The following is a 25,556-nucleotide window of genomic DNA, read 5'->3' on the forward strand; positions in this document are numbered from 1 at the left end:
CCAATCAGCCTCCAGCGCTTGATACACAAGCGCTGGCAGCTATCAAAAAAGAAACCGCCCTGTCTTGCGACCGGGCGGTTTTTCTTTGGGAGCCAGCTCGCAGGATCAGGCGGCCGCCGGCTCCGGCAAGCGGCGCATGGCCCGGGCAATCGCCGCCAGCGCCACGCCATAGGCCGGCACGAAGAACAGCAGGCTCACGACCAGCTTGATGACGTAATCCACCACGGCGATCTCGCCCCAGTGCGTGGCCATGAAGGCATCCGAGCTGCGCCAGAAGGCGATGCCGAAGAAGGCCACCGTGTCCAGCGCCTGTCCAACGATCGCAGCCGCCGTCGGCGCCAGCCACCACGCGCGGCTTTGCTGGCGGATGCGGTCGAACACCTGGATGTCGAGCAGTTGCCCCAGCACATAGGCCGCAAAACTGGCGAAGGCGATGCGGAACACGAAGCTGTTGAAGTCACCCAGGGCGCCCCAGCCATTGAAGCGCCCCTCGTGGAACAGCACGCCCACGACATACGACACCACCAGCGCGGGCAGCATGGCCCGCGTGATCACGCGCCGCGCGGGCGACTTGCCGATCAGCCGTACCGTGAGGTCGGTCGCCAGGAAGATGAACGGGAAACTGAACGCCCCCCAGGTGCTGTGGAAGCCAAACAGCGTGATCGGCAGTTGCACCAGGTAGTTGCTGGCGATGACGATGGCGATGTGGAACGCCACCAGAAGGGAGAGATACAGCGGCACGCGCGACGGCGGCGCCTGAACGGAGGTCATGGCAGTCCTTTTTGGGGTGGAGCGCTCTGCATCGTTACGGATGGTGCAGAACGTCCGTCATGGGGGCGAGGGAACCCATGGATTGACGAAAGGCGCGCATTCTACGCGAACGGCCCGAGGGGCATCCCCCTGAGGCGCTGCGCGCCTCCGAGCAACCGCCAGAGACGATAGCCCTTCCGGCACGTCCAAGCCTGCGCAGGCAGGCTTGGAGCCGCGGCCTTCAGCCCCTTCTCTCATCGCTGCGCGATGGGAAGGGGGACGACGCCAGTGGCCGGGCGAATCCCGTTCCACGGCGTCTGCTGGCATGGCCTGCTCCGCGGCCACTCGACGGGTACGGGCGTTGAATATTTGAACGAAAGTGGCCTTTAGCGCTTATGCAAAAAGCGCTTACAGCTATCAATCAAGGAGCATTCAAACAACTACTGGCTCGGGCTCCAGCCGGATGCCGAAGCGCTCGTACACGCTGGTCTGGATGGCCTTAGCCAGGGTCATCACCTCGCCGCCGGTCACGCTGTCGGCGCCCTGGCCGCGGTTGACCAACACCAGCGCCTGCTTCTCGTACACGCCGGCCTTGCCCACGCTCTTGCCCTTCCAGCCGCAGGCGTCGATGAGCCAGCCGGCGGCCAGCTTGATCGAGCCGTCGGGCATGGGGTAGTGCACGATCTTCGGCTCGCGCGCGATGATGTCGGCGCACTGGTCCGGCGTCACCGTGGGGTTCTTGAAGAAGCTGCCGGCGTTGCCGACCACGGCCGGGTCGGGCAGCTTGGCGCGGCGCACCTCGCACACCCAGTCAAAGACCTGCTGCGCCGTGGGCTGGTCGACACCGGCCTCGGCGCGCTTGCGCTCCAAGTCGAGGTAGCCCAGCTCGGGCTTCCAGGCCTTGGGTAAACGGAACCGCACGTGCGTGATCACTGCCCGGCCGGCCAGCCCCATGCCCCGCGGCAGGCCGCCTTCGCCCACGGCCTGCGGCGCATGCTTGAACACCGAGTCGCGGTAGCCGAAGGCGCACTGCGCGGCATCGAGCGAGAACGCCTGGCCCGTCGCCAGATCGATGGCGTCGAGCGAGTCGAAACGGTCCTGCAGTTCGACCCCATAGGCCCCGATGTTCTGCACCGGCGCTGCGCCCACGGTGCCGGGGATCAGCGCGAGGTTCTCCAGCCCGGGATAGCCGTGCGCCAGCGTCCAGGCCACGGCGTCGTGCCAGACCTCGCCGGCGCCGGCCTCGACGATCCAGTGGCGGTCGGTCTCGCTCACCAGGCGCAGGCCCTTGATCTCCATCTTGAGCACCACGGGCTTCACGTCGCCGGTGATGACGATGTTGCTGCCGCCGCCCAGCACGAACACGGGCTGGCGGCCCAGGTCGGCATCGGCCACCAGCGCCTCGACGTCCTGCACCGAACGTGCGCGCACCAGCGTCTGGGCACGGGCGACGATGCCGAAGGTATTGCAGTGCTGGAGGGGGGCGTTTTTCTCGACTAACATCACCCGAATTGTCGCACCCGCCCTGTTCCCGGGTCGGGTTCCTCCCTAGTTTCCGAGAGTGATGCCATGCCTTCTTTTGATACCGTCTGCGAAGCCAACCTGGTCAAGGTCAAGAACTCCGTAGAAAACACCGCCAAAGAAATCGGCACGCGCTTCGATTTCAAGGGCACCGCCGCCGCCATCGAGATCAAGGACAAGGAGATCACCCTGATCGGTGATGCCGAGTTCCAGCTCGAGCAGATCCAGGACGTGCTGCGCAACAAGCTGACCAAGCAGGAAGTGGATGTGCGCTTCCTGGACATCGGCGATGTGCAGAAGATCGGCGGCGACAAGGTCAAGCAGGTGCTGAAGGTGCGCAACGGCATCGAGAGCGAGCTGGCCAAGAAGATCCAGAAGCTGATCAAGGAAAGCAAGCTCAAGGTGCAGGCCGCCATCCAGGAAGAGAAGGTGCGCGTGACCGGAGCCAAGCGCGACGATCTGCAGGCCGCCATGGCCCTGCTGCGCAAGGAAGTGAACGACATTCCGCTGTCGTTCGACAACTTCCGCGACTGATCTCGCTTGCCCCCTCCCGCCCGGCCCGCCTTCGGCATGACCGCCCGCTCGCCCCTCCAGTGGATCGTCGCCGCTGCGCTGGGTGTGGCCGCGCTGGCCGGCCCGGGAGCGGCGCTGGCGCAGGCCGTGGCGCTCAGCGGCATTCTGGGCAGCAAGGCGCTGCTGGTGGTCGATGGTTCGGCACCGCGCGCCCTGGCGGCAGGCGAAAGCCACCAGGGCGTCACCGTGGTGGCGGTGGGCCGGGAGTACGCCACAGTCGAAGTGGCCGGCCAACGGCGCAGATTGCTGATGGGCGAGGCACCGGTCAGTGTCCGCTCCAGCACGGCCGGCCAGCGCGTCGTTCTGCGCGCCGACAGCACGGGCCATTTCGGCGGCGGCGGCGCGATCAACGGTCGCTTCATGCAGTACATGGTGGATACCGGCGCCAGCCTGGTGGCCATCGGCCAGCCCGATGCCGAGCGCTTGGGCCTGGCCTTTCGCAGCGGCCAGCCGGTGTTGCTCAGTACGGCCAACGGTCAGGTGCAGGGTTGGCGCATCAAGCTCGACACCGTGCGCATCGGCGACGTCGATGTGTATGGGGTCGACGCGGTGGTCACGCCCCAGGCCATGCCCTTCGTTCTGCTGGGCAACAGCATGCTCGCCGAATTCCAGATGACCCGTTCGCGCAGCGAGATGGTGCTGGAGAGGCGCCGCTAGCCATGCGATCCACCCTGGCCGCCCTGCTTCCGTCCACCGAGCGCACGGACAGCGACTACGAGGATCTGCTCGGGCTCTGGTCGGATCTGGAGTCGACACTGTCCGTTCTGCTGGCCAGGCCGCAGCACGTCCAGGATTTCGGCGCCAAGGTGCGCCAGTGCGACCAGTGGCTTCAGGACTTGGTGGCGCATGACATCGACGCAGCGCTGTATCTCATGTTCCAGCTCGCCTCGACCTCGACCGTCGGGTACAGCGCTGCCCACGCGCTGGTCTGCGGCACGCTGTGCCACATCCTTGCACAGGAGCTGCACCTGCCCCCTCACGAACGGGTATCACTGGTGCGTGCGGCGTTCACCATGAACATCGGCATGACGGCGCTGCAGGACGAACTGGCCCACCAGCGCGAACGCCCCAGCGCGGCGCAGCAGGAAGCCATCGACACCCACCCGCAGCACAGCCAGGAATTGCTCGAGGAATTGGGCATCGCGGACGACCTGTGGCTGGACGTGGTCGCCCGCCACCACCAACGGCAGGCCGAGAGCGAGCCTCTGGCACGGCTGCCCCCCCCGGAGCGGCTGGGACGGATCCTCGGCACCATCGATCGCTACGCCGCCATGATCAGCCCGCGCAAATCCCGCGCCGGCCGCAGCGTGACCGACTCGGTGCGCGCCATCGTCGGTCAGGATGTGGACGCCCAGGACGAAGTGGGCTTTGCGCTGGTGCGGACCGTCGGCCTGTGCCCGCCCGGCACCTTCGTGCGGCTGGACAACGGCGAAACGGCCGTCGTACTGCGCCGCAGCGAGAAGGCCAACTTCCCGCTGGTGGCCAGCCTGCTGGACGCTCGCGGAGGGCAACGCCCCCAGCCCGGCCTGTACCAGACGGCCCAGGGCCGGCCGCGCATCCAGGCCGCGCTGGCGCGCTCGGCCGTTGCCGTGGAACCGGACCATCGCACCATGGTGCGGCTCGGCCTGTATGCGGCGCAGGGCGGCCCCACGCCGGTGCTCTGACGCAGACATCTCGATCGCATCGCCCATGAGCACCGCTGCCCTGCCCTGGCTCGGACCGGACGACCCCTTTCCGCCGCCCGCACTCGCCTGGGGCGATGACACGCCGGCCCCCGGACTGCTCGCCGCGGGCGGCGTGCTGGACGCGCGCCATCTGCGCGACGCCTACGCGCAGGGCATCTTCCCCTGGTTCAGCGAAGGGCAGCCGGTGCTGTGGTGGAGCACGGCCCCCCGCATGGTGCTGCACGTGGCAGAGTTCAAACTGCACCGGTCGCTGCGGCGCACGCTGCAGCACTTCCGCACCGCGGCAGACTGCGAGATCCGTATCGACAGCGACTTCAGCGCTGTGATCCATGCCTGCTCGGCCACGGCCCGGGCGGGCCAGTCGGGCACGTGGATCGTGCCCGCCATGGTGCAGGCCTACGAGGAGTTGCATGCCCACGGCTACGCCCACAGCGTGGAAACCTGGAAGGCCGGGCAGTTGGTGGGCGGCCTGTACTGCATCGGCATCGGCCGGGCGGTGTTCGGCGAATCCATGTTCGCCCATGCCACCGATGCGTCCAAGATCGCGCTGGCGGCCCTGGTGGGACTGTGCCGCCATGAAGGCGTCGAACTCATCGACTGCCAGCAGAACACCCGCCACCTGGCATCGCTGGGCGCACGGGAGATTACGCGCGAAGCCTTTCTGCAACACATCGCGCAGGCCCAGAAATCGCCGCCCGTACCCTGGAAATTCGACCCCGTATACTGGAACGCGCTTCTGTCCTCCCCGGTGCCTGCGGTGTGACGCAACTCAACGACCTCCCCCTGCAAACGTTGCAGTTCTATGCGACTGCACCCTACCCCTGCAGCTACCTGCCGGGCAAGCAGGCACGCTCGCAGGTCGCCACCCCCAGCCACCTCATCCAGAACAGCGTCTATTCGGACCTGGTCGCCCGGGGTTTCCGGCGCAGCGGCATGTTCACCTACCGGCCGTACTGCGACGGCTGCCAGGCCTGCACCCCGCTGCGGGTGCTGGCCGGGGCCTTCCGGCCGGACCGCAGCCAGCGCCGGGCGTGGGCGCGCCATGCGCATCTGGAGGCGCGCGTGCTGCGGCTGGGCTATGTGCCCGAGCATTACCAGCTGTACCTGCGCTACCAGAACTCGCGCCACTCGGGCGGCGGCATGGACCACGACAGCATCGACCAGTACACCCAGTTCCTGCTGCAAAGCCGGGTCAACTCCCGGCTGGTCGAATTCAGGGAGCGCACGGACGACGGCACGCTGGGCGCGCTCAAGATGGTGTCCATTCTCGACGTGCTGGAAGACGGGCTCTCCGCCGTATACACGTTCTACGAGCCCGAGCCTACCGCCAGCTACGGCACCTTCAACATCCAGTGGCAGATCCAGCAGGCGCGCACGCTGGGCCTGCCTTACGTGTACCTGGGCTACTGGATCGAAGACAGTCCCAAGATGAACTACAAGTCGCGCTTCGGCCCACACGAGGTCCGTCTCAACGGCGAATGGACGCCCGGCACAGCGTCCCGCTGAGCGCCGGCGCGCTTGCACTCAGCGCGCCCGGATTTCACCAAGTAAAATGGCCGCACTTTGCCAAGCCAACGGGTCGCCATGAAGAAACACCAGTCCGATGTCCCTTCCAAGCCCAGCGTGCAGGTGCTGGAGCGCATGTTCACGCTCATCGATGTGTTGGCCTCGCGCGAGGACGCCATCTCGCTCAAGGAGATCAGCGAACGCACGGGCCTGCATCCCTCGACTGCGCACCGCATCCTCAATGACCTGACCATCGGCCGCTTCGTCGACCGCCCGGAGTCCGGTAGCTACCGGCTGGGCATGCGCCTGCTCGAACTGGGCAATCTGGTCAAGGCGCGCCTGAGCGTACGTGACGCCGCACTGCTGCCCATGCGGCAACTGCACAAGCTGATCCAGCAGCCCGTCAACCTGAGCATGCGCCAAGGTGACGAGATCGTCTACGTGGAGCGGGCCTACAGCGAACGCTCCGGCATGCAGGTGGTCCGCGCCATCGGCGGCCGGGCCCCGCTGCACCTCACCTCGACGGGCAAGCTGTTCCTGGCGGCGGACGACCCGCAGCGCGTGCGGGCCTATGCCACGCGCACGGGCTTGTCCGGCCACACGCGCAACAGCATCACCCAGCTGCCGCTGCTGGAGCGGGAACTGGGCAAGGCACGGCAATACGGCATCGCCCGGGACAACGAGGAACTGGAGCTGGGGGTGCGCTGCATGGCTGCCGGTGTCTACGACGACCAGGGCCAGCTGGTGGCCGGCCTGTCGATTTCCGCACCGGCCGATCGGCTGGACGAAGGCTGGCTCCCCAAGCTGCAGGCCACGGCCAACGAGATTTCCGAAGCGCTGGGGTACACGCAGGGGCACCGCACATCGCTGACCGGCCCCCTCAACTGAAGCGCACGGCCGGCGCGAAGCCGTTATGCAAAACGGCCTCCGAGGAGGCCGTTTTCACTGGTACGGTGTGCACCCGGCGCACAGACCTCGGGGCGGTTCAGCCCTTGACGTCGGTGCCGGCGTGCAGCGTGGGCGCACTGCCGATGGAGGGCGTCTTCTCCACCCAGTTGCGAACGCGCTCGGCATCACCCAGGCGGCTGAACTTGCCGGCCGAATCCAGGAACACCATGATGAGCTTGCGGCCCGAGACCTGCGCCTGCATGACCAGGCAGCGGCCCGCCTCGGAGATGTAACCCGTTTTCTGCAGGCCGATATCCCAGGCGGGGCTCTTCACCAGGCGGTTGGTGTTGTTGAACTGCACCGAGCGACGGCCCACGGCCACTTCATAGCTCGGCGAGGTGGTCAGTTCACGCAGCAGCGGATCGCCATGGGCGATGTTCACCAGCGTAGCCAGGTCGCGCGCGCTGGACTGGTTGCGGCTCGACAGGCCGGTCGGCTCCACGTAACGGGTTTCCGTCATGCCGAGCAGGCGGGCCTTGGCGTTCATCTGCGCCACGAACACGTCCATGCCGCCGGGGAAGGTGCGGCCCAGTGCGTGGGCAGCCCGGTTCTCGCTGGCCATCAGGGCCAGGTGCAGAAGTTCGCCGCGCGTGAGCGTTGTGCCCACGGCCAGCCGAGAGCTGCTGAACTTCTCGGTATCCACATCGTCCTGCGTAATGGTGATGGCTTCGTCCATCGGCAGGCGGGCTTGCGAAATGAGCAGGCCGGTCATGAGCTTGGTGATCGAGGCGATGGGCAGGACGGCGTGGTCGTTCTTGCTCAGCAGCACCTCATGCGTGTCCTGGTCCATCACCAGGGCCACGCTCGATTTCAGGTCCAGCGGGTCCACCACCTGGTGCAGGCCGGCGATCTGGCCAAAGGAGAGGCGTTCAGGCACCACGGCCGCCACGCGGGCAGGCGCCTTGGCGCTCTTGGCCATGACGCGCGTGGCCTTCACGCGGGTGACGGCCTTGCGGTCCACCACCGCTGCCTTGCGGACCACAGACTTCTTGGCGACCACTTCCTTCTTCGCCGGTGCCCTTTTGCGCTCCCCCGCATGCACCCCGGGCGCGATCAGCGAACAGGACAAGGTGGCGAGAGCCAGCGCGTGGAAGAAACGGGTGGCGATGCGGGGTCGGGGTTGCATCTGAATGCTCCAGGCAGCAAAAAGTGTGTGGCAGTGTACTTAATCAAAAAAAGTCGCGCAAGATCAATATCTTGCGCGACTCTTCTAGAAAGTGAGTGAATTATAAATTCGCAGCTCAACCTTGTGCTGCGACACGGTCGGCTTTACTTTGTAACTTGTTCAACGCGCTGAGGTACGCTTTGGCTGACGCGACCACGATATCCGGGTCGGCGCCCACGCCATTCACTACCCGTCCGCTGCTCTGCAGCCGCACGGTGACCTCCCCCTGGCTCTCGGTCGAGCCGCTGATGGCATTCACCGAATACAGCACCATTTCAGCGCCGCTCTTCACATGCGACTCGATCGCTTTCATGGACGCATCCACCGGGCCGTTGCCGTCCGAACTGCTCTGCACTTCCTTGCCGGCCACCGTGAACACGATCCGTGCCTGGGGGCGCTCGCCAGTTTCGCTGTGCTGGGCCAGTGAGACGAAACCGTATTGTTCCTTCTCGGTCGTCACGCTTTCGTCACTCACCAGCGCAAGGATATCTTCGTCAAAGATCTCGCTCTTGCGGTCCGCCAACTCCTTGAACTTCGCAAAGGCTGCGTTGATCTCGCCTTCGCTGTCCAACTGAACCCCCAGTTCCTGCAGGCGCTGCTTGAAGGCATTGCGCCCGCTGAGCTTGCCCAGCACGATCTTGTTGGCCGACCAGCCCACATCCTCGGCGCGCATGATCTCATAGGTATCGCGGGCCTTCAGCACCCCGTCCTGGTGGATGCCGCTGGCATGCGCAAAGGCATTGGCCCCCACCACCGCCTTGTTGGGCTGCACCACGAAACCGGTGGTCTGGCTGACCATGCGGCTGGCCGCCACGATGTGCTGGGCGTCGATGTTCAGGTCGAGGTTGAAGTAGTCCTTGCGGGTCTTCACCGCCATCACAACCTCTTCGAGCGAGCAGTTGCCCGCACGCTCACCCAGACCGTTGATGGTGCATTCGACCTGGCGCGCTCCACCGATCTTCACACCGGCCAGCGAATTGGCCACGGCCATGCCCAGGTCGTTGTGGCAGTGCACCGACCAGATGGCCTTGTCGGAGTTGGGAATGCGCTCGCGCAGCGTCTTAATGAAGTGGCCGTAGAGCTCGGGAATGGCGTAGCCCACTGTGTCGGGCACGTTGATGGTGGTGGCGCCCTCGGCGATCACGGCCTCCAGCACACGGCAGAGAAAGTCCACATCGCTGCGATAGCCGTCCTCAGGGCTGAACTCGATATCGCCTACCAGGTTGCGTGCAAAGCGCACCGACTGCTTGGCCTGCTCCAGCACCTGCTCGGGCGTCATGCGCAGCTTCTTCTCCATGTGGAGCGGGCTGGTGGCGATGAAGGTGTGGATGCGCGCGCTGTTGGCGCCCTTGAGCGCCTCCGCGGCACGCGCGATGTCGCGGTCGTTGGCGCGAGACAGCGAGCAGATCGTCGAATCCTTGATGGCCTGCGCAATGGACTGCACCGCCTCGAAATCCCCGTTAGAGCTAGCAGCGAAGCCCGCCTCGATCACATCCACCTTCAGGCGCTCGAGCTGGCGCGCGATGCGCAGCTTTTCGTCCTTGGTCATCGACGCGCCGGGCGACTGTTCCCCATCGCGCAAAGTGGTGTCGAAAATGATCAGCTTGTCGGTCATCGATGTTCTCCTGGACTGTGGGATGGTCCGCAACGCGGGAAATCTGGCGCACAAACCAAAAAGGCCCGCTGCGGGTGCATGCGGGCCTTTTTGAAACAGCGTCTGCGCGTGCGCTACCGTCTCAGCCCGCAAGGGGTTAGCAGTAGCGCGAACGAGGGCGTGTTCATGGCGTGCAATGTAGCACACGGGCCCTGCGGCCATGCCGCATGGCTCACTTGTGCAGGCCGCGCTCGTCCGGCTCGTCGGTGGACATGCTGATGACGCTGCTGTGCTGGCCCTTGGCCTTGCGCCATGCGTATACCGCGTAGCCCGACAGGCCGTACAGCACGAAGATACTGAACAGGACGGTGGGCGGATGGATGTTGATGATGGCGATGCCCAGCGCGATCAGCACGATCACGGCGAAGGGCACGCTCTTCTTCATCTGGATGTCCTTGAAGCTATAGAACGGCACGTTGGTCACCATGGTGAGACCGGCATACAGCGTGAAGGCGAACATGATCCACGTCACCTGCGCCCAGCTGAGCCAGCCGTCCTCGTCCGGCCGCACGCCCAACTCGGTCATCAGCCAGATGAAGCCGGCCACCAACGCGGCAGCGGCAGGCGACGGCAGGCCCTGGAAGTAGCGCTTGTCCACCACGCCCGTGTTCACGTTGAAGCGCGCCAGTCGCAATGCGGCGCAGGCACAGTAGACAAAGGCCGCGATCCAGCCCCAGCGGCCCAGGCCGCGCAGCGACCATTCATAGGCGATGAGCGCCGGCGCCGCGCCGAAGGACACCATGTCGGACAGCGAATCCATCTGCTCGCCGAACGCGCTCTGCGTGTTGGTCATGCGTGCCACGCGCCCGTCCAGGCTGTCGAGCACCATGGCGCAGAACACGCCCACCGCCGCCATGTCGAAGCGGCCGTCCATGGCCATCACGACCGCGTAGAAGCCGCCGAACAGGGCCGCCAGCGTGAACAGGTTGGGCAGGATGTAGATGCCCTTGCGCCGTTTGCGCACCATCACCCCCGGCTCCCCGGTGTGCTCATTGTTCTTCTGCATCAAATCACTCTCCAGCGCTTGGATATCAAGCGCAAGCAGCTATCAAAATCGTAGTACCTCCCTGCCGCGACCTTGCGCACGGCTGCGAGGCCCCGCAGTGTAGGCCGCGTCGCAGCCGTTTCCTGCGCGTGGCGAACAAAAAAGGCCACCTTTCGGTGGCCTTTCGGAGCCCGGCAATGCCGGGCAGCTGTCGACAACGGATCAGTTGCGGGTCTGGTCGACCAGCTTGTTCTTGGCGATCCAGGGCATCATGGCGCGCAGCTTGTTGCCCACCACTTCGATGCTGTGGTCGGCCGTGTTGCGGCGACGGGCCGTCATCGACGGGTAGTTCAGGCGGCCTTCCTGGATGAACATCTTGGCGTATTCGCCGTTCTGGATGCGCTTCAGGGCGTTGCGCATGGCTTCGCGCGACTGGGCGTTGATCACTTCGGGGCCCGTCACGTACTCGCCGTACTCGGCGTTGTTCGAGATCGAGTAGTTCATGTTGGCGATGCCGCCTTCGTAGATCAGGTCCACGATGAGCTTGAGTTCGTGCAGGCACTCGAAGTAGGCCATTTCAGGGGCGTAACCGGCTTCGACCAGGGTTTCGTAACCCATCTTGATCAGCTCGACGGCACCACCGCACAGCACGGCTTGCTCGCCGAACAGGTCGGTCTCGGTTTCTTCCTTGAAGTTGGTCTCGATGATGCCGGCCTTGCCGCCGCCGTTGGCTGCGGCGTAGGAGAGGGCCAGGTCACGGGCCTTGCCGGACTTGTCCTGATGCACAGCCACCAGGTGGGGCACGCCGCCGCCTTGGGTGTACGTGTTGCGCACGGTGTGGCCGGGGGCCTTGGGGGCGACCATCCACACGTCCAGATCGGCGCGGGGCACGACCTGGTTGTAGTGCACGTTGAAGCCGTGGGCGAAGGCCAGCGAAGCGCCTTGCTTGATGTTGGGTTCGACGTTGTTCTTGTAGACCGCTGCGATGTCTTCATCGGGCAGCAGGATCATGACCACGTCAGCGGCCTTCACGGCGTCGTTGACTTCCAGCACGTTCAGGCCGGCCTTGCCGACCTTGTCCCACGAGGCACCGCCCTTGCGCAGGCCGACCACCACCTTCACGCCGCTGTCGTTCAGGTTCTGTGCGTGGGCATGGCCCTGCGAGCCGTAGCCGATGATGGCCACGGTCTTGCCCTTGATCAGGCTGAGGTCGGTGTCTTTGTCGTAGAAAACTTTCATGTTGGCTCCAGGTTGAATCAGTTGATGGGTGGGTATTGAGATATTCGGGTGAGGAATGCGCGGTGCGTAGGCGTGCAGATCAGACACGCAGGATGCGCTCGCCGCGGCCGATGCCGCTGGCACCGGTGCGCACAGTCTCTAGGATGGCGGTGCGGTCGATCGCCTGCAGGAAGGCGTCGTTCTTGGACTGGTCGCCCGTCAACTCGACGGTGTAGCTCTTTTCCGTCACGTCGATGATGCGGCCGCGAAAGATGTCCGCCATGCGCTTCATTTCCTCGCGCTCCTTGCCCACAGCGCGCACCTTCACCATCATGAGCTCGCGCTCGGTGTAGGCGCCCTCGGTCAGGTCGACCACCTTGACGACCTCGATGAGGCGGTTCAGGTGCTTGGTGATCTGCTCGATCACGTCCTCCGAACCATGGGTCTGGATCGTCATGCGCGACAGGGAGGCATCCTCGGTGGGCGCCACGGTCAGCGATTCGATGTTGTAGCCCCGCGCGGAGAACAGTCCGACCACGCGCGACAGCGCGCCGGGTTCGTTCTCCAGCAGGACAGCGATGATGTGCTTCATAAGTGCAGATTCCTCTTTTCGCTGCCCTCCCCCGGCGCCGGTAAGCGTCGGGCTTGGCAGACAATAGATTCGTCAAAAGTGAATGCTATCTATTCGATAGCTATTGACGCTTGATGGACAAGCGCCGCAGGCCGATTTACCTCAAAGGTCTTCCGACCCCAGCAGCATTTCGGTGATGCCCTTGCCCGCCTGAACCATCGGGAACACGTTCTCGGTGGGGTCGGTGCGGAAGTCGATAAACACGGTGCGGTCCTTGAGGCGGCGCGCCTCGCGCAGGGCAGGCTCCACATCTTCGGGACGCTCGATCAGCATGCCGACGTGGCCATAGGCCTCGGCCAATTTCACGAAGTCGGGCAGCGAATCCATGTAGCTGTGGCTGTAGCGGCCGGAGTATTCGATCTCCTGCCACTGGCGCACCATGCCCAGGTAGCGGTTGTTCAGCGCGCAGATGATGACCGGTGTTTCGTACTGGCGGCAGGTGGCCAGCTCCTGGATGTTCATCTGGATCGAGCCCTCGCCCGTGATGCAGAACACCTCGGCCTGCGGCTTGGCCAGCTTGATGCCCATGGCATAGGGCAGGCCCACACCCATGGTGCCCAGGCCACCGGAGTTGATCCAGCGGCGCGGCTCGTCGAAACGGTAGTACTGCGCGGCCCACATCTGGTGTTGGCCCACATCGGACGTCACATACGCGTCGGCGTCCTTGGTCATGTTCCAGAGCGTCTCGACCACGAACTGCGGCTTGATCACGTCCTGGTTGCCCCGGTCGTACTTCAGGCAGTCCCGGCTGCGCCAGCCTTCGATCTGGTCCCACCAGGCGGCCAGGGCGCCGGCGTCGGGGCGCGTGGGGGTCTCGCGGATCATGGAGATCAGCTCGGTCAGCACGTCCTTGACGTCGCCCACGATCGGAATGTCGACCTTCACCCGCTTGGAGATCGACGAAGGGTCGATGTCCACGTGGATGATCTTGCGATCGTTCTGTGCGAAATGCTTGGGGTTGCCGATCACGCGGTCGTCGAAGCGCGCGCCCACCGCCAGCAGCACGTCGCAGTTCTGCATGGCGTTGTTGGCCTCGATCGTGCCGTGCATACCCAGCATGCCCAGGAACTTGCGGTCGCTGGCCGGATAGGCGCCCAGGCCCATCAGCGTGTTGGTGACGGGGTAGCCCAGCATGTCCACCAGCGTGCGCAGCTCGTTGGTGGCATTGCCCAGCAACACGCCGCCGCCGGTATAGATATAGGGGCGCTTGGCATTCAGCAGCAGCTGCAGCGCCTTGCGGATCTGGCCGCCATGGCCCTTGCGCACGGGGTTGTACGAGCGCATCTCCACAGTCTCGGGATAGCCGTGGTAGGGCACCTTCTTGAAGGACACATCCTTCGGGATGTCCACCACCACCGGGCCGGGACGGCCGGTGCGGGCGATGTGAAAGGCCTTTTTCAGCGTGACCGCGAGGTCGCGCGCATCCTTGACCAGGAAGTTGTGCTTGACGATGGGACGGGTGATGCCGACGGTGTCGCACTCTTGGAAGGCGTCCAGCCCGATGGCGGGCGTAGGCACCTGCCCGGAGATGATCACCATGGGGATCGAATCCATGTACGCGGTGGCGATGCCGGTGACCGCATTGGTCAGGCCGGGACCGGAGGTGACCAGCGCCACGCCCACGTCGCCGGTCGCACGGGCGTAGCCGTCGGCTGCATGCACGGCCGCCTGCTCATGGCGCACCAGCACATGGTGAATCGTGTCCTGCTTGTACAGCGCGTCGTAGATATAGAGGACGGCGCCGCCCGGATAGCCCCAGATGTACTGGACGTTCTCGGCCTGCAGGGATTTGATGAGGATTTCGGCGCCCATGAGGTCCTGGGTGCCCGCGTTGCCTTGAGCGGCAGCCGCTGCCGATGCGAGTTCGGCCTTGGAGATTTCCATGATCAACCTTTGCGAATTTCTCTAACGAAAAACCTTGGGTGCTCCTTGTACGAACTCTTGTGAAGCCGACTCGGAACTTGAGGCCGCGGACATGGGCGAGATGATTGCTGCGCCGGACCGGGACCCGTTTGCCTTTTGAATTGCAAGGCGGATTATGGCATTGCATCCTGTCCTACAGCCGCTGTGGACGGAAAAATACAAGCCCGGATGCAATAATCCCCCACCCGGCTCGTGGTGAACGTCGCCATACTGGGGCCCTCCAACCGCCCTCGCGGGCTTGCTGCCTTTGGCTACCGAACGAGAACTGTCCGACTTCCTCAAGAGCGTTGAAAAGCGTGCGTACAAGCGCTCGCTCTACCACGTGCGCAACGAGGAAGCGGCTCTGGATATCGTTCAGGACAGCATGCTCAAGCTGGCCGAACACTACGGCGACAAGCCCCCGGGCGAGTTGCCGATGCTGTACCAGCGGATTCTCTCCAACTGCACGCTCGACTGGTTCCGGCGCCAGAAAACCCGCAACGCCCTCTTCTCCAGCCTGAGCGATTTCGAGGGCCCGGGCGAGGATGGCGCTGATTTCGATCTGCTGGAAGCCTATTCGGGCCCCGAAAACGGCGAAACCGCCCAAAGCGCGGAAGATCTGGTGCGCCGCAAGCAGGTGTTCCAAGACATCGAAGCCGAAATTCAAGAGCTGCCGGCGCGTCAACGAGAGGCATTCCTGATGCGTTACTGGGAGGAAATGGATGTTGCAGAGACAGCCGCCGCCATGGGCTGCTCTGAAGGCAGTGTGAAAACGCACTGCTTTCGCGCCATCCAGACCCTCAGCAAGGCACTGAAGGCAAAAGGAATCGAACTATGAACCACCACCCCTCCCTGGCCGAACTGGACCTGGAAATCGCTGCCGACCGTTTCGCGCGCCGCGTGACCGCGCGCCTGACGGAGGGCAGTGCCAACCTGCCGTACGACATCTCCGAGCGCCTGCGGGCGGCACGCGTGCAGGCGATGGACAAGCGCAAACGGCCAGTGGCGGCTCCGGTGCGCCAGGCGGCGCCTGCCCGTGTGGTGGTCGGGGCCGACGGCGCTGCGATGCTTGGTGGCGGCTGGGGCGGCGAGGGCGGCAACTGGTGGCGGGCCACCGTGTCGGCGGTACCATTGCTGGCTTTGGTCGCGGGCCTGGTGTTCATCAGCACGTCCATGGCCGACAATTCCGAAGAAGTGGCTGAAGTCGATACCGCCCTGCTGACCGACGATCTGCCGCCTTCTGCCTACACCGACCCCGGCTTCGTGCAATACATCAAGGCCGGCGCCACCCCCGGCCGCTGAGCGCCCATCCCCCTGCTGCATGCACACATTGCCTCCCGACGCTCCCCGCATCCTGCCAGCCGCCGTGCTGGCAGTGGTCTTGCTGGGCGCGCTCGCAGCGGGAGGCTGGCTGGCCGCCAACCAGGTCGGAACCGCCCCCAGCACGCCCCTGCCCGCGCAAGCGCTGGACGACACCCACACGGCTACACCGCCGCAGAGCCGCCGCAAAGTGGAGACCCTGCAGCCGCCTCGCCAGGAAGACGGCCCCGGCTGGGTGACGCTGACCACGGCGCAAAAGGAAGTGCTCTACCCGCTGGCGCAGCGCTGGGCCTTCCTCAGCGATGCCCAGAAGCGCCACTGGCTCAACCTGGCTGCCGGCTACCGCTCCCTGTCCGAGGAAGAGCAGACCAAGATGGTCGCGCGCATCACCGACTGGGCCAACCTGAGCGCCCAGCAGCGCAGCCAGGCCCGGCTCAACTACGCGGCGGCCGCACGCCTTCCGGCCGACAGCCGCAAGGCCCAGTGGGAGGCCTACCAGGCACTGAGCACCGAGGAAAAGCAGCGCCTGGCCGCCGTGGCGGCCTTGGCCGCGCCCAAGCCGGCCGGTGCGGCGACCGCGCTGCGCCCCGTCTCCCCGAAAAAACTGGCCAAGGTGCCGGCGGCTACGACGGCCGCCAGCAAGGCCGCCGTCGCCACCCCGCGCCCGGCCAACCTCCCCAAGATTCCGCCAGTAGCCGACTTCCACGTCACACAGGCGCTGCCCGTGGTGGTCCCGCCGCCATCGGTTGTGGTAGAAACGGCGCCCATCGCCGTGCCGGTGGCCGTGCCCGCGCCCTTGCCTCCGCTGGAGGCGTCGCCGGGCGATGACGCCGACGCCCCCCTGCACCCGCCCCAGTAGCGCCGTCCGTTTGCCGTCCATGCCTGCCACCTCCCCTTCCGGCCCGTCTCCATCCACCGCCGAAGGGGCCGCAGCCCTGGGGACGGGCTCCCCGCTCAACGGTACCACGCCCTCCCTCCAGCGCCGCATGGCCTGCTGGCTGTACGAAGGCCTGTTGCTGTTCGGCGTGGTCTTCATCGCGGGCTACCTGTTCGGCACGCTGAGCCAGACGCGCAATGCGCTGGACAACCGCCACGCACTGCAGGGCTTTCTGTTCGTGGTGTTCGGCATCTATTTCGTGTGGTTCTGGGCCCAGGGCCAGACCCTGGCGATGAAGACCTGGCACATCCGCGTGGTGGGCCGGGACGGCCGCGCCATCAGCCAGAAGCGGGCACTGGGCCGCTACGTGCTGAGCTGGCTGTGGCTGCTGCCGCCGCTCGCTGTCGTGGCGCCGTTCCAGCTGTCGGGCGGCGAAACCACGGTCATCGTGACAGGCTGGGTGCTCGTCTGGGCGCTGCTGAGCCGCTTCCACCCGCAGCGCCAGTTCCTGCACGATGCGCTGGCCGGCACGCGGCTGATCCACTTCCAGGTGCCGGACACGCGCCGTCGGCGTCCGGCCTGACCCGCCGTGCCCGTGGCGCACGCTGCGCCACAATGGCGGATTGCGTTTTTTGCTCCCATGTCTTCCCTGCCCCCTGCTCCCCATCCCCACAAGGCCCGCACCGGGCTGAACCGCGTCTGGCATGCCGCCGGTTATTCCCTGGCGGGCCTGCGGGCCGGCTGGGGCGAGAAGGCCTTCCGCCTGGAGGCCTGCCTGTCACTGGTGATGCTGCCCGCCGCCGTGTGGCTGGGCCGCAGCTGGGTCGAGGTGGCCCTGCTCGCGGGATCGGTGCTGATCGTGATGATCACCGAGTTGCTGAACACCAGCATTGAGTCGGCCATCGACCGCATCGGCCCCGAGCTGCACGACCTGTCCAAGCGCGCCAAGGACATGGGCAGCGCCGCCGTTCTATTGAGTCTGCTGCTGTGCCTGGGCATCTGGGCCGCAGCGCTGTACCAGAGGTTTGCCCCCCATGTCTGATCCCACGTTCTCCATCTGCGTCTATCTGGGCTCGCGCCCCGGCAGCAACCCGCGCTTTGCGGAAGCGGCCACGGCCGTGGGCCACTGGATCGGCGAGCGCGGCGGGCAGCTGGTGTACGGCGGCGGCCGCAGCGGGCTGATGGGCACGGTGGCCGAGGCCACGCGCGTGGCCGGGGGCCGCGTGGTGGGCGTGATCCCGCAGGCGCTGGTCGACAAGGAGCTGGCCAACCAGCTGTGCGACGAGCTGCACATCGTCACCAGCATGCACGAGCGCAAGGCCATGATGGCCGAGCGCAGCGATGCCTTCGTCGCGCTGCCTGGCGGCATCGGCACGTTCGAGGAACTGTTCGAGGTATGGACCTGGCGGCAGCTGGGCTACCACGACAAGCCGCTGGGCCTGCTGAACGTGGACGGCTACTACGACGGCATGCAGCAGTTCCTGCGCACCAGCGTGGACAGCGGCCTGATGAGCCACTGGCAGATGGGCCTGCTGGCCTGGGGCAGCGACGTGGATGCGCTGATGCGCCAGCTGGTGCAGGAGGCGGGCACGAACACGGATTCAATCCCCTTGCGGCAGGTGATCTGAGGGCGCCTCAAAAACCATAGCTACCTGCGATTTCCTGGCAGGCATTTCAGATACTTTTTTGTCCAGAATGCTCTGAAATCAAGCGCAATCAGCTATTGAATCAATAGCGCGCCATTGACCGGACAGGTGCGCCGGGACGGAGGCGGCCTGCAAAGCGCCCGCTCATGGTGCGGCGAGCCGCCGGTTTCAAGGACCTGTCTGGAAGCCATGCCGCTCTGGGAATGGGCATTCGCAGGGGCCGTCGAAATGCCTCCGCCAGGGCCTCGCGCGCCAGCCTGGGAGGCCGCTGCGTCAGACGGCTGCGTCGTCCAAGTCGCCCGTGCGGATGCGCACCACGCGCTCCACTTCGGTCACGAAGATCTTGCCGTCGCCAATCTTGCCGGTGCGCGCGGCATTGACGATGGCGTCCACGCAGCGGTCCACGTCGTCGGACTTGACGACCACCTCGACCTTCACCTTGGGCAGGAAGTCCACCACATATTCGGCGCCGCGGTACAGCTCGGTGTGCCCCTTCTGGCGGCCGAAACCCTTCACCTCGGTCACGGTAAGCCCCGTCACGCCGCATTCGGCCAGCGCCTCGCGGACTTCTTCCAGCTTGAAGGGCTTGATGACGGCGGTGATCATTTTCATGGGTTGGCTCCTGGGATATGGGGGAAATGCGGTGTCAGGGGGCGTGGCGGTTCGTGCGGGCAGACGGGCGCCGGCTCACGCGCGGAACTTGCTCGTGATCGGGTAGCGCCAGTCCTTGCCGAAGCTGCGCCGCGTGACGCGGATGCCCACGGGCGCCTGGCGGCGCTTGTACTCGTTGAGCTTGATGAGACGCGTGACGCGTTCCACGTCGGCGCGGTCGTAGCCGTCTTCGATGATGGCCTCGATGGGCTCGTCGTTTTCCATGTAGCGCGCCACGATGGCGTCGAGCACCTCGTAGGGCGGCAGGCTGTCCTGGTCCTTCTGGTCGGGGCGCAGTTCGGCGCTGGGCGGACGGGTGATGATGCGCTCGGGGATCGGGCTCGCGCCCGTGCCGAACGGGTCGTTGGCGTTGCGCCAGCGCGCCAGGGCGAACACCTGCGTCTTGGCCACGTCCTTGATGACGGCGAAGCCGCCCGCCATATCGCCGTAGAGCGTGCAGTAGCCCGTGGCCATCTCGCTCTTGTTGCCGGTGGTGAGCACCACCGAGCCGAACTTGTTGGACAGCGCCATCAGCAGCGTGCCGCGGATGCGCGCCTGCAGGTTCTCTTCGGTCGTGTCTTCGGGCAGCCCGGCGAACTCGGTCGCCAGCGCGGCCTTGAAGGCCTCGAACTGCGGGGCGATGGCGATCTCGTCGTAACGCACCTTCAGCCGCTCGGCCATGTCGCGGGCATCGATCCAGCTGATGTCGGCCGTGTAGGGCGAAGGCATCATCACCGTGCGCACCTTGTCGGCGCCCAGCGCATCGACCGCGATGGCCAGCACCAGGGCGGAGTCGATGCCGCCCGACAGCCCCAGCAGCACGCCGGGGAAGCCGTTCTTGCCCACGTAGTCGCGCACGCCCAGCACCAGGGCGGACCACAGGTCGGCATCCAGCGAGGCGATGGGCGCCACCTCCGCTTTGATTTCAATAGCATCTTGCGCTGATTCCACCTGCGCAAACAGCAGTTTCTCCTCAAAACCCGGGCCGCGCAACGCGACGAAGCCGTCGGCATTCAGCGCGAACGAGCGGCCTTCGAACACCACCTCGTCCTGCCCGCCCACCAGGTGGGCGTAGACCAGCGGCAGGCCGGTCTCGGTCACGCGCTCGCGCATGATCTGCTCGCGCTCGGAGCTCTTTCCGACGTGGAAGGGCGAGGCGTTGATGCTCACCAGCAGCTGCGCGCCGGCGTCCTTCGCCTGCTGAGCGGCGGCGGGGAACCAGGCGTCCTCGCAGATCAACAGGCCCAGGCGCACGCCATCCACCTCGAACACGCAGGGCGCATGGCCGGGCGTGAAGTAGCGGCGCTCGTCGAACACCTGGTAGTTGGGCAGCTCCTGCTTGGCATAGGTCTGCTCGATGCGGCCATGACGCACCACGCTGGCGGCGTTGTGGCAGCGCTCCAGGCCGGCGACCACCGACCGCTGCGGGTGGCCGACCACGATGGCCAGGCCCGGCAGCGATTGCGACGCCTGCACCACCTCGGCCAGGGCCGCGTCGCAGGCCGACAGAAACGCCGGCCGCAGGTACAGGTCTTCCGCCGCGTAGCCGCACAGCGCCAGCTCCGGCGTCAGCAGCAGCCGTGCGCCGGCAGCATGCGCGTCGCGTGCAGCCTGGATGATCTTCTGGGCGTTGCCCTGCAAATCGCCCACGACGAAATTGAACTGGGCGATGCTGATGACGAATGGCATACGGAGGGGAGAAAAGGACTCGGATGATTATGTCATCCGCACCAAGCCAGCCGCGGGCTGCGGGGCTCTGCGCCAGGCGTGACGAAGCCCCGACAAGGGGCCGATGGCGACAAGCGTTGCGCCATGGGCGTTTGAAACGGGCGCGGCCCAAGCCAGGGCAGCCGAGCAAGGGCCGCCCCGCAGCGACGGCTGCGTCCCCCCGCCCGTCTTGCGCAGCAAGCGAGAGCGGGGGGAAGGCCCGCAGGGCCTCAGGGGGGTGTTCCGACAAATCCACCCGGCAGCAGGTAGTGCCCGCCGGCCACATGGTGCAGCGTGCGCAGCCCCTCGTGGCCTTCGAAGTGCCAGCGGCCGTGCGAGAAAACCCGCTCGTCAGCCCAGGCGCCGATCACCTCGCCCAGGAACAGGTCGTAGGTCTGCTGGATGTGCGGCTCGGGCAGCAGCCTGCAGGCCAGCCAGGCCACGCAACCGTCCACCAGCGGCGCAGGGCTGGCGGGCTCGTCGATCCAGGCCAGGCCGGGCAGCGTGGCGGCCTTGTCGATCTCCTGGCCCGTGCTGCCGCCGATGGCGGACGTGAGCGCGGCCTGGGCATGGCAGGGCACGCTCAGCGTGAAGTGGCCCGACGACTCGATGAGCCCCCGCGTGAAGGTGATCTTGTCGATCACCACCGCCACCTTGGGCGGGGCGAAATCCAGCGCCATGTTCCAGGCGGCGGCCATGACGTTGCTGCGCCCGCCGTGGGTGGCGCTGACCAGCACGGTGGGGCCGTGGTTGACCAGGCGCGTGGCGCGGTCGAGGGGGACGGGAAGGCGGTGGGAACTCATGCGCTGCATTGTCGGCCCGGGCGCCGCGGTGCGCGCGTCGGCGGCTGCCGCAGGGCGGCGCGGGTCTTTGCGCTGTGGCACGATGGCCGCTTCCTGGAACACCCCTGCCGCCTTGCCCTCCTCCACCCCGTATGAACTGCGCGTTGCGGACGCCCCGGCCGACGTCGACGCCGCCGCCTGGGACGCGCTGCTGGCGACCCAGCCGCAGGCCACGCCCTTCCTGCGCCACGCCTATCTGGCAGCCTTGCACGACAGCGGCAGCGCCACGCCGCAGACCGGCTGGACACCGCTGTTCTTCACGCTGTGGCGCGGCGACGCGCTGCAGGCGGCGTGCGCGCTGTACGTCAAGCCGCACTCGTACGGCGAGTACGTGTTCGACTTCGCGTGGGCCGACGCCTATGCACGCCACGGGTTGGACTACTACCCCAAGGCCGTGGTGGCCGTGCCCTTCACGCCGGTGCCGGGCGCGCGGCTGCTGGCGCGGGACGCCGCATCGCGCACGGCGCTGCTGCGGGCACTGGTCGCCTGGTGCGGAGAGGCGGAGCTGTCGTCGCTGCACCTGCTTTTCGGGGCCGACGCCGATGTGGAGGCCGCCCGCGAGGCCGGCCTGATGCTGCGCCATACCGTGCAGTTTCATTGGAAGAATGTGGCCCCCACGCTCCCCGCTGCGCGTGGTTCGCTGCCCCCCGAGGGGGCCCCACCCGCCTTGGGGCGGCCCGGCGGCGGGTTGGATGCGGCCCCTACGCTCCCCGCTGCGCAGGCTTCGCCGGCCGACGACGCGGGGCCCCCCGCCCTGGCGCCACATGGCGACGAAGGGTCTGCCGGCCGGCCGTTCCACGACTTCGACGATTTCTTGGCGAGCCTGGCGCAGGACAAGCGCAAGAAGATCCGCCAGGAGCGGCGCAAGGTGGCCGAGGCGGGCGTGACCTTCCGACATGCCCAAGGGGCGGGCATCTCCACGGACGACTGGGATTTCTTCTACCGGTGCTATGAGCGCACCTACCTGGAGCACGGCAACCCGCCCTACCTGTCGCGGGACTTCTTCCACCGCATGCAGCGCGACATGCCCGAGGCCTGGGTGTTGTTCATCGCGGAGCGCGGCGGCCAGGCCATCGCTAGCAGTTTGATAGCTATTGGTGCAAACCCCACCTGCGCTAACAGCCCAAAAGACCCTGAACCCGCGGTCGCGTTCGGCCGCTACTGGGGCGCGCTGGAGCGTGTGGACTGCCTGCACTTCGAGGCCTGCTACTACCAGCCCATCGCCTGGTGCATCGCCCACGGCGTGCAGCGCTTCGAGGGCGGCGCCCAGGGCGAGCACAAGATGGCGCGTGCCCTGCTGCCGGTGCAGGCCACCAGCGCCCACTGGCTGGCGCACCCGGCGTTCGCCGAGGCGGTGGACCGCTTCCTGGAGCGCGAGGGCGACGGCATGGCCCAGTACCTGGATCACCTGCAGGCGCGCAGCCCGTTCAGGAAACCGCAGGCGCCGGATTAGGGCCTGCCCGCCGCCCCGCCGATGGCAGCCACCATGCGCTCGACGCAGGCGGCCACCGGGGGCGGCAGCGTGCGCCCTTCCAGCGCCAACACCAGCAGACGGCGCTGCTCCAGCACCGGCTCGCCGAACGGCCGGGCCACCGCGCGGCCGGCGTCCAGCAGGTGCTGCACCGTCAGCACGCCGGACAGCAGCACCTGGGGCGAACGCAGCAACGGCAGCATCACCGAAGAGAAGTTGCTCACCAGCACCGGCGTGTAGCGCAATCCCTGCGCACTGCAGGCCAGGTCGAACAGCTGGCGCGCCGTCACGCCCTTGCTGCCCACCAGCAGCGGGTAGCGGACCACCGCGGCCAAGGTCACCGTCTCCTGCGCCGCCAGCGGATGGTCGGGCGGCATGACGGCCATCACCGGCGCCGGGGCGGCGTGGGCCACGCGCAGGCCCAGCTCGGGCGCCACCGCGTATTTGAGGCCGATGTCGGCCTCGCCACGCAGCAGCCACTGGCTCACATCCTCGGGCGACCCCACCAGCAATTCGATCTGGCTGCCGGGCATTTCGGCGATGAAGGTTTGCATGAAGGCCGGCATGAACCCGGCGGCAAAGCCTTCGGTGCAGCACACGCGCACACGCGCCGCCGTCTGCGCGCCCAGGTGGCGCACCTGGTCCAGCACCGCCTCGCCGTCCAGCACTGCATGCTGCAGGTGGCCGGCCAGGCGCTGGCCGGCCGGCGTGAGCACCATGCCCCGTGATTGCCGCTCGAACAACGGCGTGCCCAGCGCATCCTCCAATTTGGCGATCTGCCGGCTCACGGCCGACGGCGCGACGCACAGCCGCGCAGCGGCCTGGTTGACGGAGCCGGCCTGGGCCACCTCCAGAAAGTGGCGCATGGGAATGCTGAGCAGAAACGGGGAAGCCATGGCGGTACCAAAAAGCAGAGCGGTGTCCGGATTGTGGCGTGCCATGCATCTGCGTTGCATTTGAGGCAATACCCTCATGCGAAAAGAGTACTTCCCGCAACAGGCATCTGGCTTTGTACTTGCGAGGTCTCCCTGCCCCGAGGAACCCATGCAACGCAACGACGCGCTCGATCTGGCGAGCACCTATTTCGACGACGGCCGCTTCTTCGCCGACCTGCAGCGGCGCGTCGCGCTGCACACCGAGAGCGATACCGGCACCGTCCCGCCGTCCCTGGACGCCTATCTGCGCGATGAACTGGTGCCGCCGCTGACGGCGCTCGGCTTCGACTGCAGCATCCTGCCCAACCCGGCTCCGAGCGGCGGCCCGTTCCTGATCGCCCGCCGGGTGGAAGACTCGGCCCTGCCCACGGTGCTGGGCTACGGCCACGGCGATGTGACCAGCGGGCAGGACGCCGCTTGGCGCGCCGGCCTCAATCCCTGGGTGCTGACGGCCGAGGGCGACCGCCTCTATGGCCGGGGCACGGCCGACAACAAGGGGCAGCACACCGTGAACCTGGGGGCGCTGGAGGCCGTGCTGCAAGCGCGCGGAGGGCGACTGGGCTACAACCTCACCTGGCTCATCGAGATGGGCGAGGAAGCCGCATCGCCCGGCCTGCACGCGCTGTGCGAAGCGCAGCGCGAAGCCCTGCGCGCCGACGTGTTCCTGGCCAGCGACGGGCCGCGCGTGAATGCGTCCCGGCCCACGCTGTTCCTGGGCTCGCGGGGCGCGATCAACTTCACGCTGCGGCTCAAGGAGCGCCCCCGCGCCTACCACTCGGGCAATTGGGGCGGCGTGCTGGCCAACCCGGCCACCATCCTGTGCAACGCCGTCGCCAGCATGGTGGACGCGCGGGGCCGCATCACCATCGACGGGTTGCGTCCGCAGCCCATCACGCCGGCGGTGCGCACGGCGCTCGCGCGCATCGCCATCGGTGGCGGCGCGGACGACCCGGCGCTGAGCGAATGCTGGGGCGAGCCCGGCCTGTCGGCCGCCGAGCGGCTGATGGGCTGGAACACGCTGGAGGTGCTGGCCATGGGCGCCGGCAACCCCCAGCGCCCCGTGAATGCCATTCCCGGCGAAGCCGTCGTGCATTGCCAGCTGCGCTTCGTGGTGGGCACGCCATGGCAGCGCCTGCAGGAGATCGTGCAGGCGCATCTGGAGGCGCGGGGATTCCACGGCATCGACGTGAGCATCACGCTGGCCGGCGCCGCCACCCGCCTGGAGCCCGACCATCCCTGGGCGCAATGGGCGCAGGCCTCCATCGAGCGCACGGCGGGCCAGCCGCCGGACGTGCTGCCCAACCTGGCCGGGTCGCTGCCCAACGATGTCTTCGCAGAGCTGCTGGGCCTGCCCACGCTCTGGGTGCCGCACTCCTACCCCGCCTGCGCACAGCACGCACCCAACGAACACCTGCTGGCCCCGGTCGTGCGCGACGGTTTGCGCGTGATGGCCGGCCTGTACTGGGACCTGGGCGAGCCTGCAGACGCAGGTGGCGCCCCCTGGCCCGTCCGTGCAGCCGCGACTGCCACCGCTGCCGCCGCGTGATGCCCGCTTCTTCCTCTGTGCCC

At 66.7% G+C, this 25,556-nt stretch carries 26 protein-coding genes; 14 read left to right on the forward strand and 12 right to left on the reverse strand.

Translation table 11 applies throughout. The features are described from left to right. Positions 1-105: 105 nt before the first annotated feature. Both QE399_RS18265 and murB read right to left on the reverse strand, forming a co-directional pair. Positions 106-771: a 7-cyano-7-deazaguanine/7-aminomethyl-7-deazaguanine transporter gene (locus QE399_RS18265; protein ID WP_309830978.1), complete on the reverse strand. Its 666-nt coding sequence runs from the start codon at positions 769-771 to the stop codon at positions 106-108. A gap of 411 nt (positions 772-1,182) precedes the next feature. Further along, complete coding sequence (gene murB / locus QE399_RS18270; RefSeq protein WP_309830980.1) at positions 1,183-2,253, reverse strand: UDP-N-acetylmuramate dehydrogenase; 1,071 nt, start codon at positions 2,251-2,253, stop codon at positions 1,183-1,185. A 66-nt stretch (positions 2,254-2,319) separates the two neighbouring features. On the opposite strand from murB, the gene QE399_RS18275 reads away from it, so the two are divergent. The 6 genes from QE399_RS18275 to QE399_RS18300 all read left to right on the forward strand — a co-directional run bounded on the left by QE399_RS18275 (position 2,320) and on the right by QE399_RS18300 (position 6,923). Beyond that, a complete protein-coding gene (locus QE399_RS18275) occupies positions 2,320-2,805 on the forward strand; it encodes a YajQ family cyclic di-GMP-binding protein (RefSeq protein ID WP_309830981.1) in 486 nt (161 codons plus the stop codon). A gap of 36 nt (positions 2,806-2,841) precedes the next feature. Continuing rightward, positions 2,842-3,501 carry a retropepsin-like aspartic protease family protein gene (locus tag QE399_RS18280; protein ID WP_309832183.1) on the forward strand — a complete coding sequence of 220 codons (660 nt, stop codon included), beginning with the start codon at positions 2,842-2,844 and terminating at the stop codon, positions 3,499-3,501. Between the two features lie 2 nt (positions 3,502-3,503). Further along, positions 3,504-4,508, forward strand: coding sequence for an HD-GYP domain-containing protein (locus QE399_RS18285; protein ID WP_309830983.1), 1,005 nt, complete (start codon positions 3,504-3,506; stop codon positions 4,506-4,508). Between the two features lie 25 nt (positions 4,509-4,533). After that, positions 4,534-5,292: a leucyl/phenylalanyl-tRNA--protein transferase gene (gene aat / locus QE399_RS18290; RefSeq protein ID WP_309830985.1), complete on the forward strand. Its 759-nt coding sequence runs from the start codon at positions 4,534-4,536 to the stop codon at positions 5,290-5,292. Continuing rightward, entirely contained in the window at positions 5,289-6,035 is a 747-nt protein-coding gene (locus QE399_RS18295; protein ID WP_309830988.1) for an arginyltransferase, read from the forward strand. Before aat ends, QE399_RS18295 begins: the two co-directional genes overlap by 4 nt. Positions 6,036-6,113: 78 nt before the next feature. Next, entirely contained in the window at positions 6,114-6,923 is an 810-nt protein-coding gene (locus tag QE399_RS18300) for an IclR family transcriptional regulator (protein WP_309830990.1), read from the forward strand. A 97-nt stretch (positions 6,924-7,020) separates the two neighbouring features. On the opposite strand, the gene QE399_RS18305 is transcribed toward QE399_RS18300, so the two are convergent. From QE399_RS18305 to QE399_RS18330, 6 genes are all read right to left on the reverse strand, one after another. Beyond that, a complete protein-coding gene (locus tag QE399_RS18305; RefSeq protein ID WP_309830992.1) occupies positions 7,021-8,109 on the reverse strand; it encodes a serine hydrolase in 1,089 nt (362 codons plus the stop codon). A 115-nt stretch (positions 8,110-8,224) separates the two neighbouring features. After that, on the reverse strand, positions 8,225-9,763 hold the full coding sequence (locus QE399_RS18310) for a 2-isopropylmalate synthase (RefSeq protein WP_309830994.1): 1,539 nt from the start codon (positions 9,761-9,763) through the stop codon (positions 8,225-8,227). Positions 9,764-9,974: 211 nt separating this feature from the next. Next, positions 9,975-10,808, reverse strand: a complete 834-nt coding sequence (pssA, locus tag QE399_RS18315; RefSeq protein ID WP_309830996.1) for a CDP-diacylglycerol--serine O-phosphatidyltransferase — start codon at positions 10,806-10,808, stop codon at positions 9,975-9,977. Positions 10,809-11,009: 201 nt separating this feature from the next. After that, positions 11,010-12,026, reverse strand: coding sequence for a ketol-acid reductoisomerase (gene ilvC / locus QE399_RS18320; protein WP_309830998.1), 1,017 nt, complete (start codon positions 12,024-12,026; stop codon positions 11,010-11,012). A 79-nt stretch (positions 12,027-12,105) separates the two neighbouring features. Next, on the reverse strand, positions 12,106-12,597 hold the full coding sequence (gene ilvN / locus QE399_RS18325) for an acetolactate synthase small subunit (protein WP_309830999.1): 492 nt from the start codon (positions 12,595-12,597) through the stop codon (positions 12,106-12,108). A gap of 141 nt (positions 12,598-12,738) precedes the next feature. After that, positions 12,739-14,520 carry an acetolactate synthase 3 catalytic subunit gene (locus QE399_RS18330; RefSeq protein WP_309831001.1) on the reverse strand — a complete coding sequence of 594 codons (1,782 nt, stop codon included), beginning with the start codon at positions 14,518-14,520 and terminating at the stop codon, positions 12,739-12,741. Between the two features lie 286 nt (positions 14,521-14,806). Here QE399_RS18330 and QE399_RS18335 point away from each other — a divergent pair, with 286 nt between their 5' ends. Genes QE399_RS18335 through QE399_RS18360 form a run of 6 tightly spaced genes read left to right on the forward strand, consistent with a single transcriptional unit; the run spans position 14,807 to position 18,363 of the window. Beyond that, on the forward strand, positions 14,807-15,376 hold the full coding sequence (locus tag QE399_RS18335) for an RNA polymerase sigma factor (protein WP_309832185.1): 570 nt from the start codon (positions 14,807-14,809) through the stop codon (positions 15,374-15,376). After that, complete coding sequence (locus QE399_RS18340; protein WP_309831003.1) at positions 15,373-15,840, forward strand: DUF3619 family protein; 468 nt, start codon at positions 15,373-15,375, stop codon at positions 15,838-15,840. Before QE399_RS18335 ends, QE399_RS18340 begins: the two co-directional genes overlap by 4 nt. A gap of 19 nt (positions 15,841-15,859) precedes the next feature. Continuing rightward, positions 15,860-16,717: a DUF3106 domain-containing protein gene (locus QE399_RS18345; RefSeq protein ID WP_309831005.1), complete on the forward strand. Its 858-nt coding sequence runs from the start codon at positions 15,860-15,862 to the stop codon at positions 16,715-16,717. Positions 16,718-16,736: 19 nt separating this feature from the next. Then, complete coding sequence (locus tag QE399_RS18350; protein ID WP_309831007.1) at positions 16,737-17,318, forward strand: RDD family protein; 582 nt, start codon at positions 16,737-16,739, stop codon at positions 17,316-17,318. Between the two features lie 57 nt (positions 17,319-17,375). Next, entirely contained in the window at positions 17,376-17,777 is a 402-nt protein-coding gene (locus tag QE399_RS18355; RefSeq protein ID WP_309831008.1) for a diacylglycerol kinase, read from the forward strand. Further along, complete coding sequence (locus QE399_RS18360) at positions 17,770-18,363, forward strand: LOG family protein (protein ID WP_309831010.1); 594 nt, start codon at positions 17,770-17,772, stop codon at positions 18,361-18,363. Before QE399_RS18355 ends, QE399_RS18360 begins: the two co-directional genes overlap by 8 nt. 291 nt (positions 18,364-18,654) lie before the next feature. Here the strand turns inward: QE399_RS18360 and QE399_RS18365 are convergent, their stop codons facing one another. The 3 genes from QE399_RS18365 to QE399_RS18375 all read right to left on the reverse strand — a co-directional run bounded on the left by QE399_RS18365 (position 18,655) and on the right by QE399_RS18375 (position 21,542). Then, positions 18,655-18,993, reverse strand: a complete 339-nt coding sequence (locus QE399_RS18365; protein ID WP_092950874.1) for a P-II family nitrogen regulator — start codon at positions 18,991-18,993, stop codon at positions 18,655-18,657. 75 nt (positions 18,994-19,068) lie between these two features. Continuing rightward, positions 19,069-20,721 (reverse strand): NAD+ synthase, encoded by a 1,653-nt coding sequence (locus QE399_RS18370; protein WP_309831017.1) that lies wholly within the window; start codon positions 20,719-20,721, stop codon positions 19,069-19,071. Positions 20,722-20,969: 248 nt separating this feature from the next. Further along, on the reverse strand, positions 20,970-21,542 hold the full coding sequence (locus tag QE399_RS18375; RefSeq protein ID WP_309831019.1) for a flavin reductase family protein: 573 nt from the start codon (positions 21,540-21,542) through the stop codon (positions 20,970-20,972). Between the two features lie 82 nt (positions 21,543-21,624). Here QE399_RS18375 and QE399_RS18380 point away from each other — a divergent pair, with 82 nt between their 5' ends. Further along, positions 21,625-23,034 (forward strand): GNAT family N-acetyltransferase, encoded by a 1,410-nt coding sequence (locus QE399_RS18380; RefSeq protein WP_405043914.1) that lies wholly within the window; start codon positions 21,625-21,627, stop codon positions 23,032-23,034. Here QE399_RS18380 and QE399_RS18385 read toward each other — a convergent pair. Next, on the reverse strand, positions 23,031-23,948 hold the full coding sequence (locus tag QE399_RS18385; protein WP_309831023.1) for a LysR family transcriptional regulator: 918 nt from the start codon (positions 23,946-23,948) through the stop codon (positions 23,031-23,033). The genes QE399_RS18380 and QE399_RS18385 overlap by 4 nt on opposite strands. A gap of 148 nt (positions 23,949-24,096) precedes the next feature. Between QE399_RS18385 and QE399_RS18390 the strand changes: the two genes are divergently transcribed. Next, positions 24,097-25,533 carry a M20 family metallopeptidase gene (locus tag QE399_RS18390; RefSeq protein WP_309831024.1) on the forward strand — a complete coding sequence of 479 codons (1,437 nt, stop codon included), beginning with the start codon at positions 24,097-24,099 and terminating at the stop codon, positions 25,531-25,533. Positions 25,534-25,556 lie beyond the last annotated feature (23 nt).

The organism is Paracidovorax wautersii, assembly GCF_031453675.1.
GTDB lineage: Bacteria > Pseudomonadota > Gammaproteobacteria > Burkholderiales > Burkholderiaceae_C > Paracidovorax.

Excerpts from the sequence above, each read along its gene's own strand:
- QE399_RS18265 (WP_309830978.1), bottom strand. The coding sequence starts at position 771 with ATGACCTCCGTTCAGGCGCCGCCGTCGCGCGTGCCGCTGTATCTCTCC.
- murB (WP_309830980.1), bottom strand. The coding sequence starts at position 2,253 with ATGTTAGTCGAGAAAAACGCCCCCCTCCAGCACTGCAATACCTTCGGC.
- QE399_RS18275 (WP_309830981.1), top strand. The coding sequence starts at position 2,320 with ATGCCTTCTTTTGATACCGTCTGCGAAGCCAACCTGGTCAAGGTCAAG.
- QE399_RS18280 (WP_309832183.1), top strand. The coding sequence starts at position 2,842 with ATGACCGCCCGCTCGCCCCTCCAGTGGATCGTCGCCGCTGCGCTGGGT.
- QE399_RS18285 (WP_309830983.1), top strand. The coding sequence starts at position 3,504 with ATGCGATCCACCCTGGCCGCCCTGCTTCCGTCCACCGAGCGCACGGAC.
- aat (WP_309830985.1), top strand. The coding sequence starts at position 4,534 with ATGAGCACCGCTGCCCTGCCCTGGCTCGGACCGGACGACCCCTTTCCG.
- QE399_RS18300 (WP_309830990.1), top strand. The coding sequence starts at position 6,114 with ATGAAGAAACACCAGTCCGATGTCCCTTCCAAGCCCAGCGTGCAGGTG.
- QE399_RS18305 (WP_309830992.1), bottom strand. The coding sequence starts at position 8,109 with ATGCAACCCCGACCCCGCATCGCCACCCGTTTCTTCCACGCGCTGGCT.
- QE399_RS18310 (WP_309830994.1), bottom strand. The coding sequence starts at position 9,763 with ATGACCGACAAGCTGATCATTTTCGACACCACTTTGCGCGATGGGGAA.
- pssA (WP_309830996.1), bottom strand. The coding sequence starts at position 10,808 with ATGCAGAAGAACAATGAGCACACCGGGGAGCCGGGGGTGATGGTGCGC.
- ilvC (WP_309830998.1), bottom strand. The coding sequence starts at position 12,026 with ATGAAAGTTTTCTACGACAAAGACACCGACCTCAGCCTGATCAAGGGC.
- ilvN (WP_309830999.1), bottom strand. The coding sequence starts at position 12,597 with ATGAAGCACATCATCGCTGTCCTGCTGGAGAACGAACCCGGCGCGCTG.
- QE399_RS18330 (WP_309831001.1), bottom strand. The coding sequence starts at position 14,520 with ATGGAAATCTCCAAGGCCGAACTCGCATCGGCAGCGGCTGCCGCTCAA.
- QE399_RS18340 (WP_309831003.1), top strand. The coding sequence starts at position 15,373 with ATGAACCACCACCCCTCCCTGGCCGAACTGGACCTGGAAATCGCTGCC.
- QE399_RS18345 (WP_309831005.1), top strand. The coding sequence starts at position 15,860 with ATGCACACATTGCCTCCCGACGCTCCCCGCATCCTGCCAGCCGCCGTG.
- QE399_RS18350 (WP_309831007.1), top strand. The coding sequence starts at position 16,737 with ATGCCTGCCACCTCCCCTTCCGGCCCGTCTCCATCCACCGCCGAAGGG.
- QE399_RS18355 (WP_309831008.1), top strand. The coding sequence starts at position 17,376 with ATGTCTTCCCTGCCCCCTGCTCCCCATCCCCACAAGGCCCGCACCGGG.
- QE399_RS18360 (WP_309831010.1), top strand. The coding sequence starts at position 17,770 with ATGTCTGATCCCACGTTCTCCATCTGCGTCTATCTGGGCTCGCGCCCC.
- QE399_RS18365 (WP_092950874.1), bottom strand. The coding sequence starts at position 18,993 with ATGAAAATGATCACCGCCGTCATCAAGCCCTTCAAGCTGGAAGAAGTC.
- QE399_RS18370 (WP_309831017.1), bottom strand. The coding sequence starts at position 20,721 with ATGCCATTCGTCATCAGCATCGCCCAGTTCAATTTCGTCGTGGGCGAT.
- QE399_RS18375 (WP_309831019.1), bottom strand. The coding sequence starts at position 21,542 with ATGAGTTCCCACCGCCTTCCCGTCCCCCTCGACCGCGCCACGCGCCTG.
- QE399_RS18380 (WP_405043914.1), top strand. The coding sequence starts at position 21,625 with ATGGCCGCTTCCTGGAACACCCCTGCCGCCTTGCCCTCCTCCACCCCG.
- QE399_RS18385 (WP_309831023.1), bottom strand. The coding sequence starts at position 23,948 with ATGGCTTCCCCGTTTCTGCTCAGCATTCCCATGCGCCACTTTCTGGAG.
- QE399_RS18390 (WP_309831024.1), top strand. The coding sequence starts at position 24,097 with ATGCAACGCAACGACGCGCTCGATCTGGCGAGCACCTATTTCGACGAC.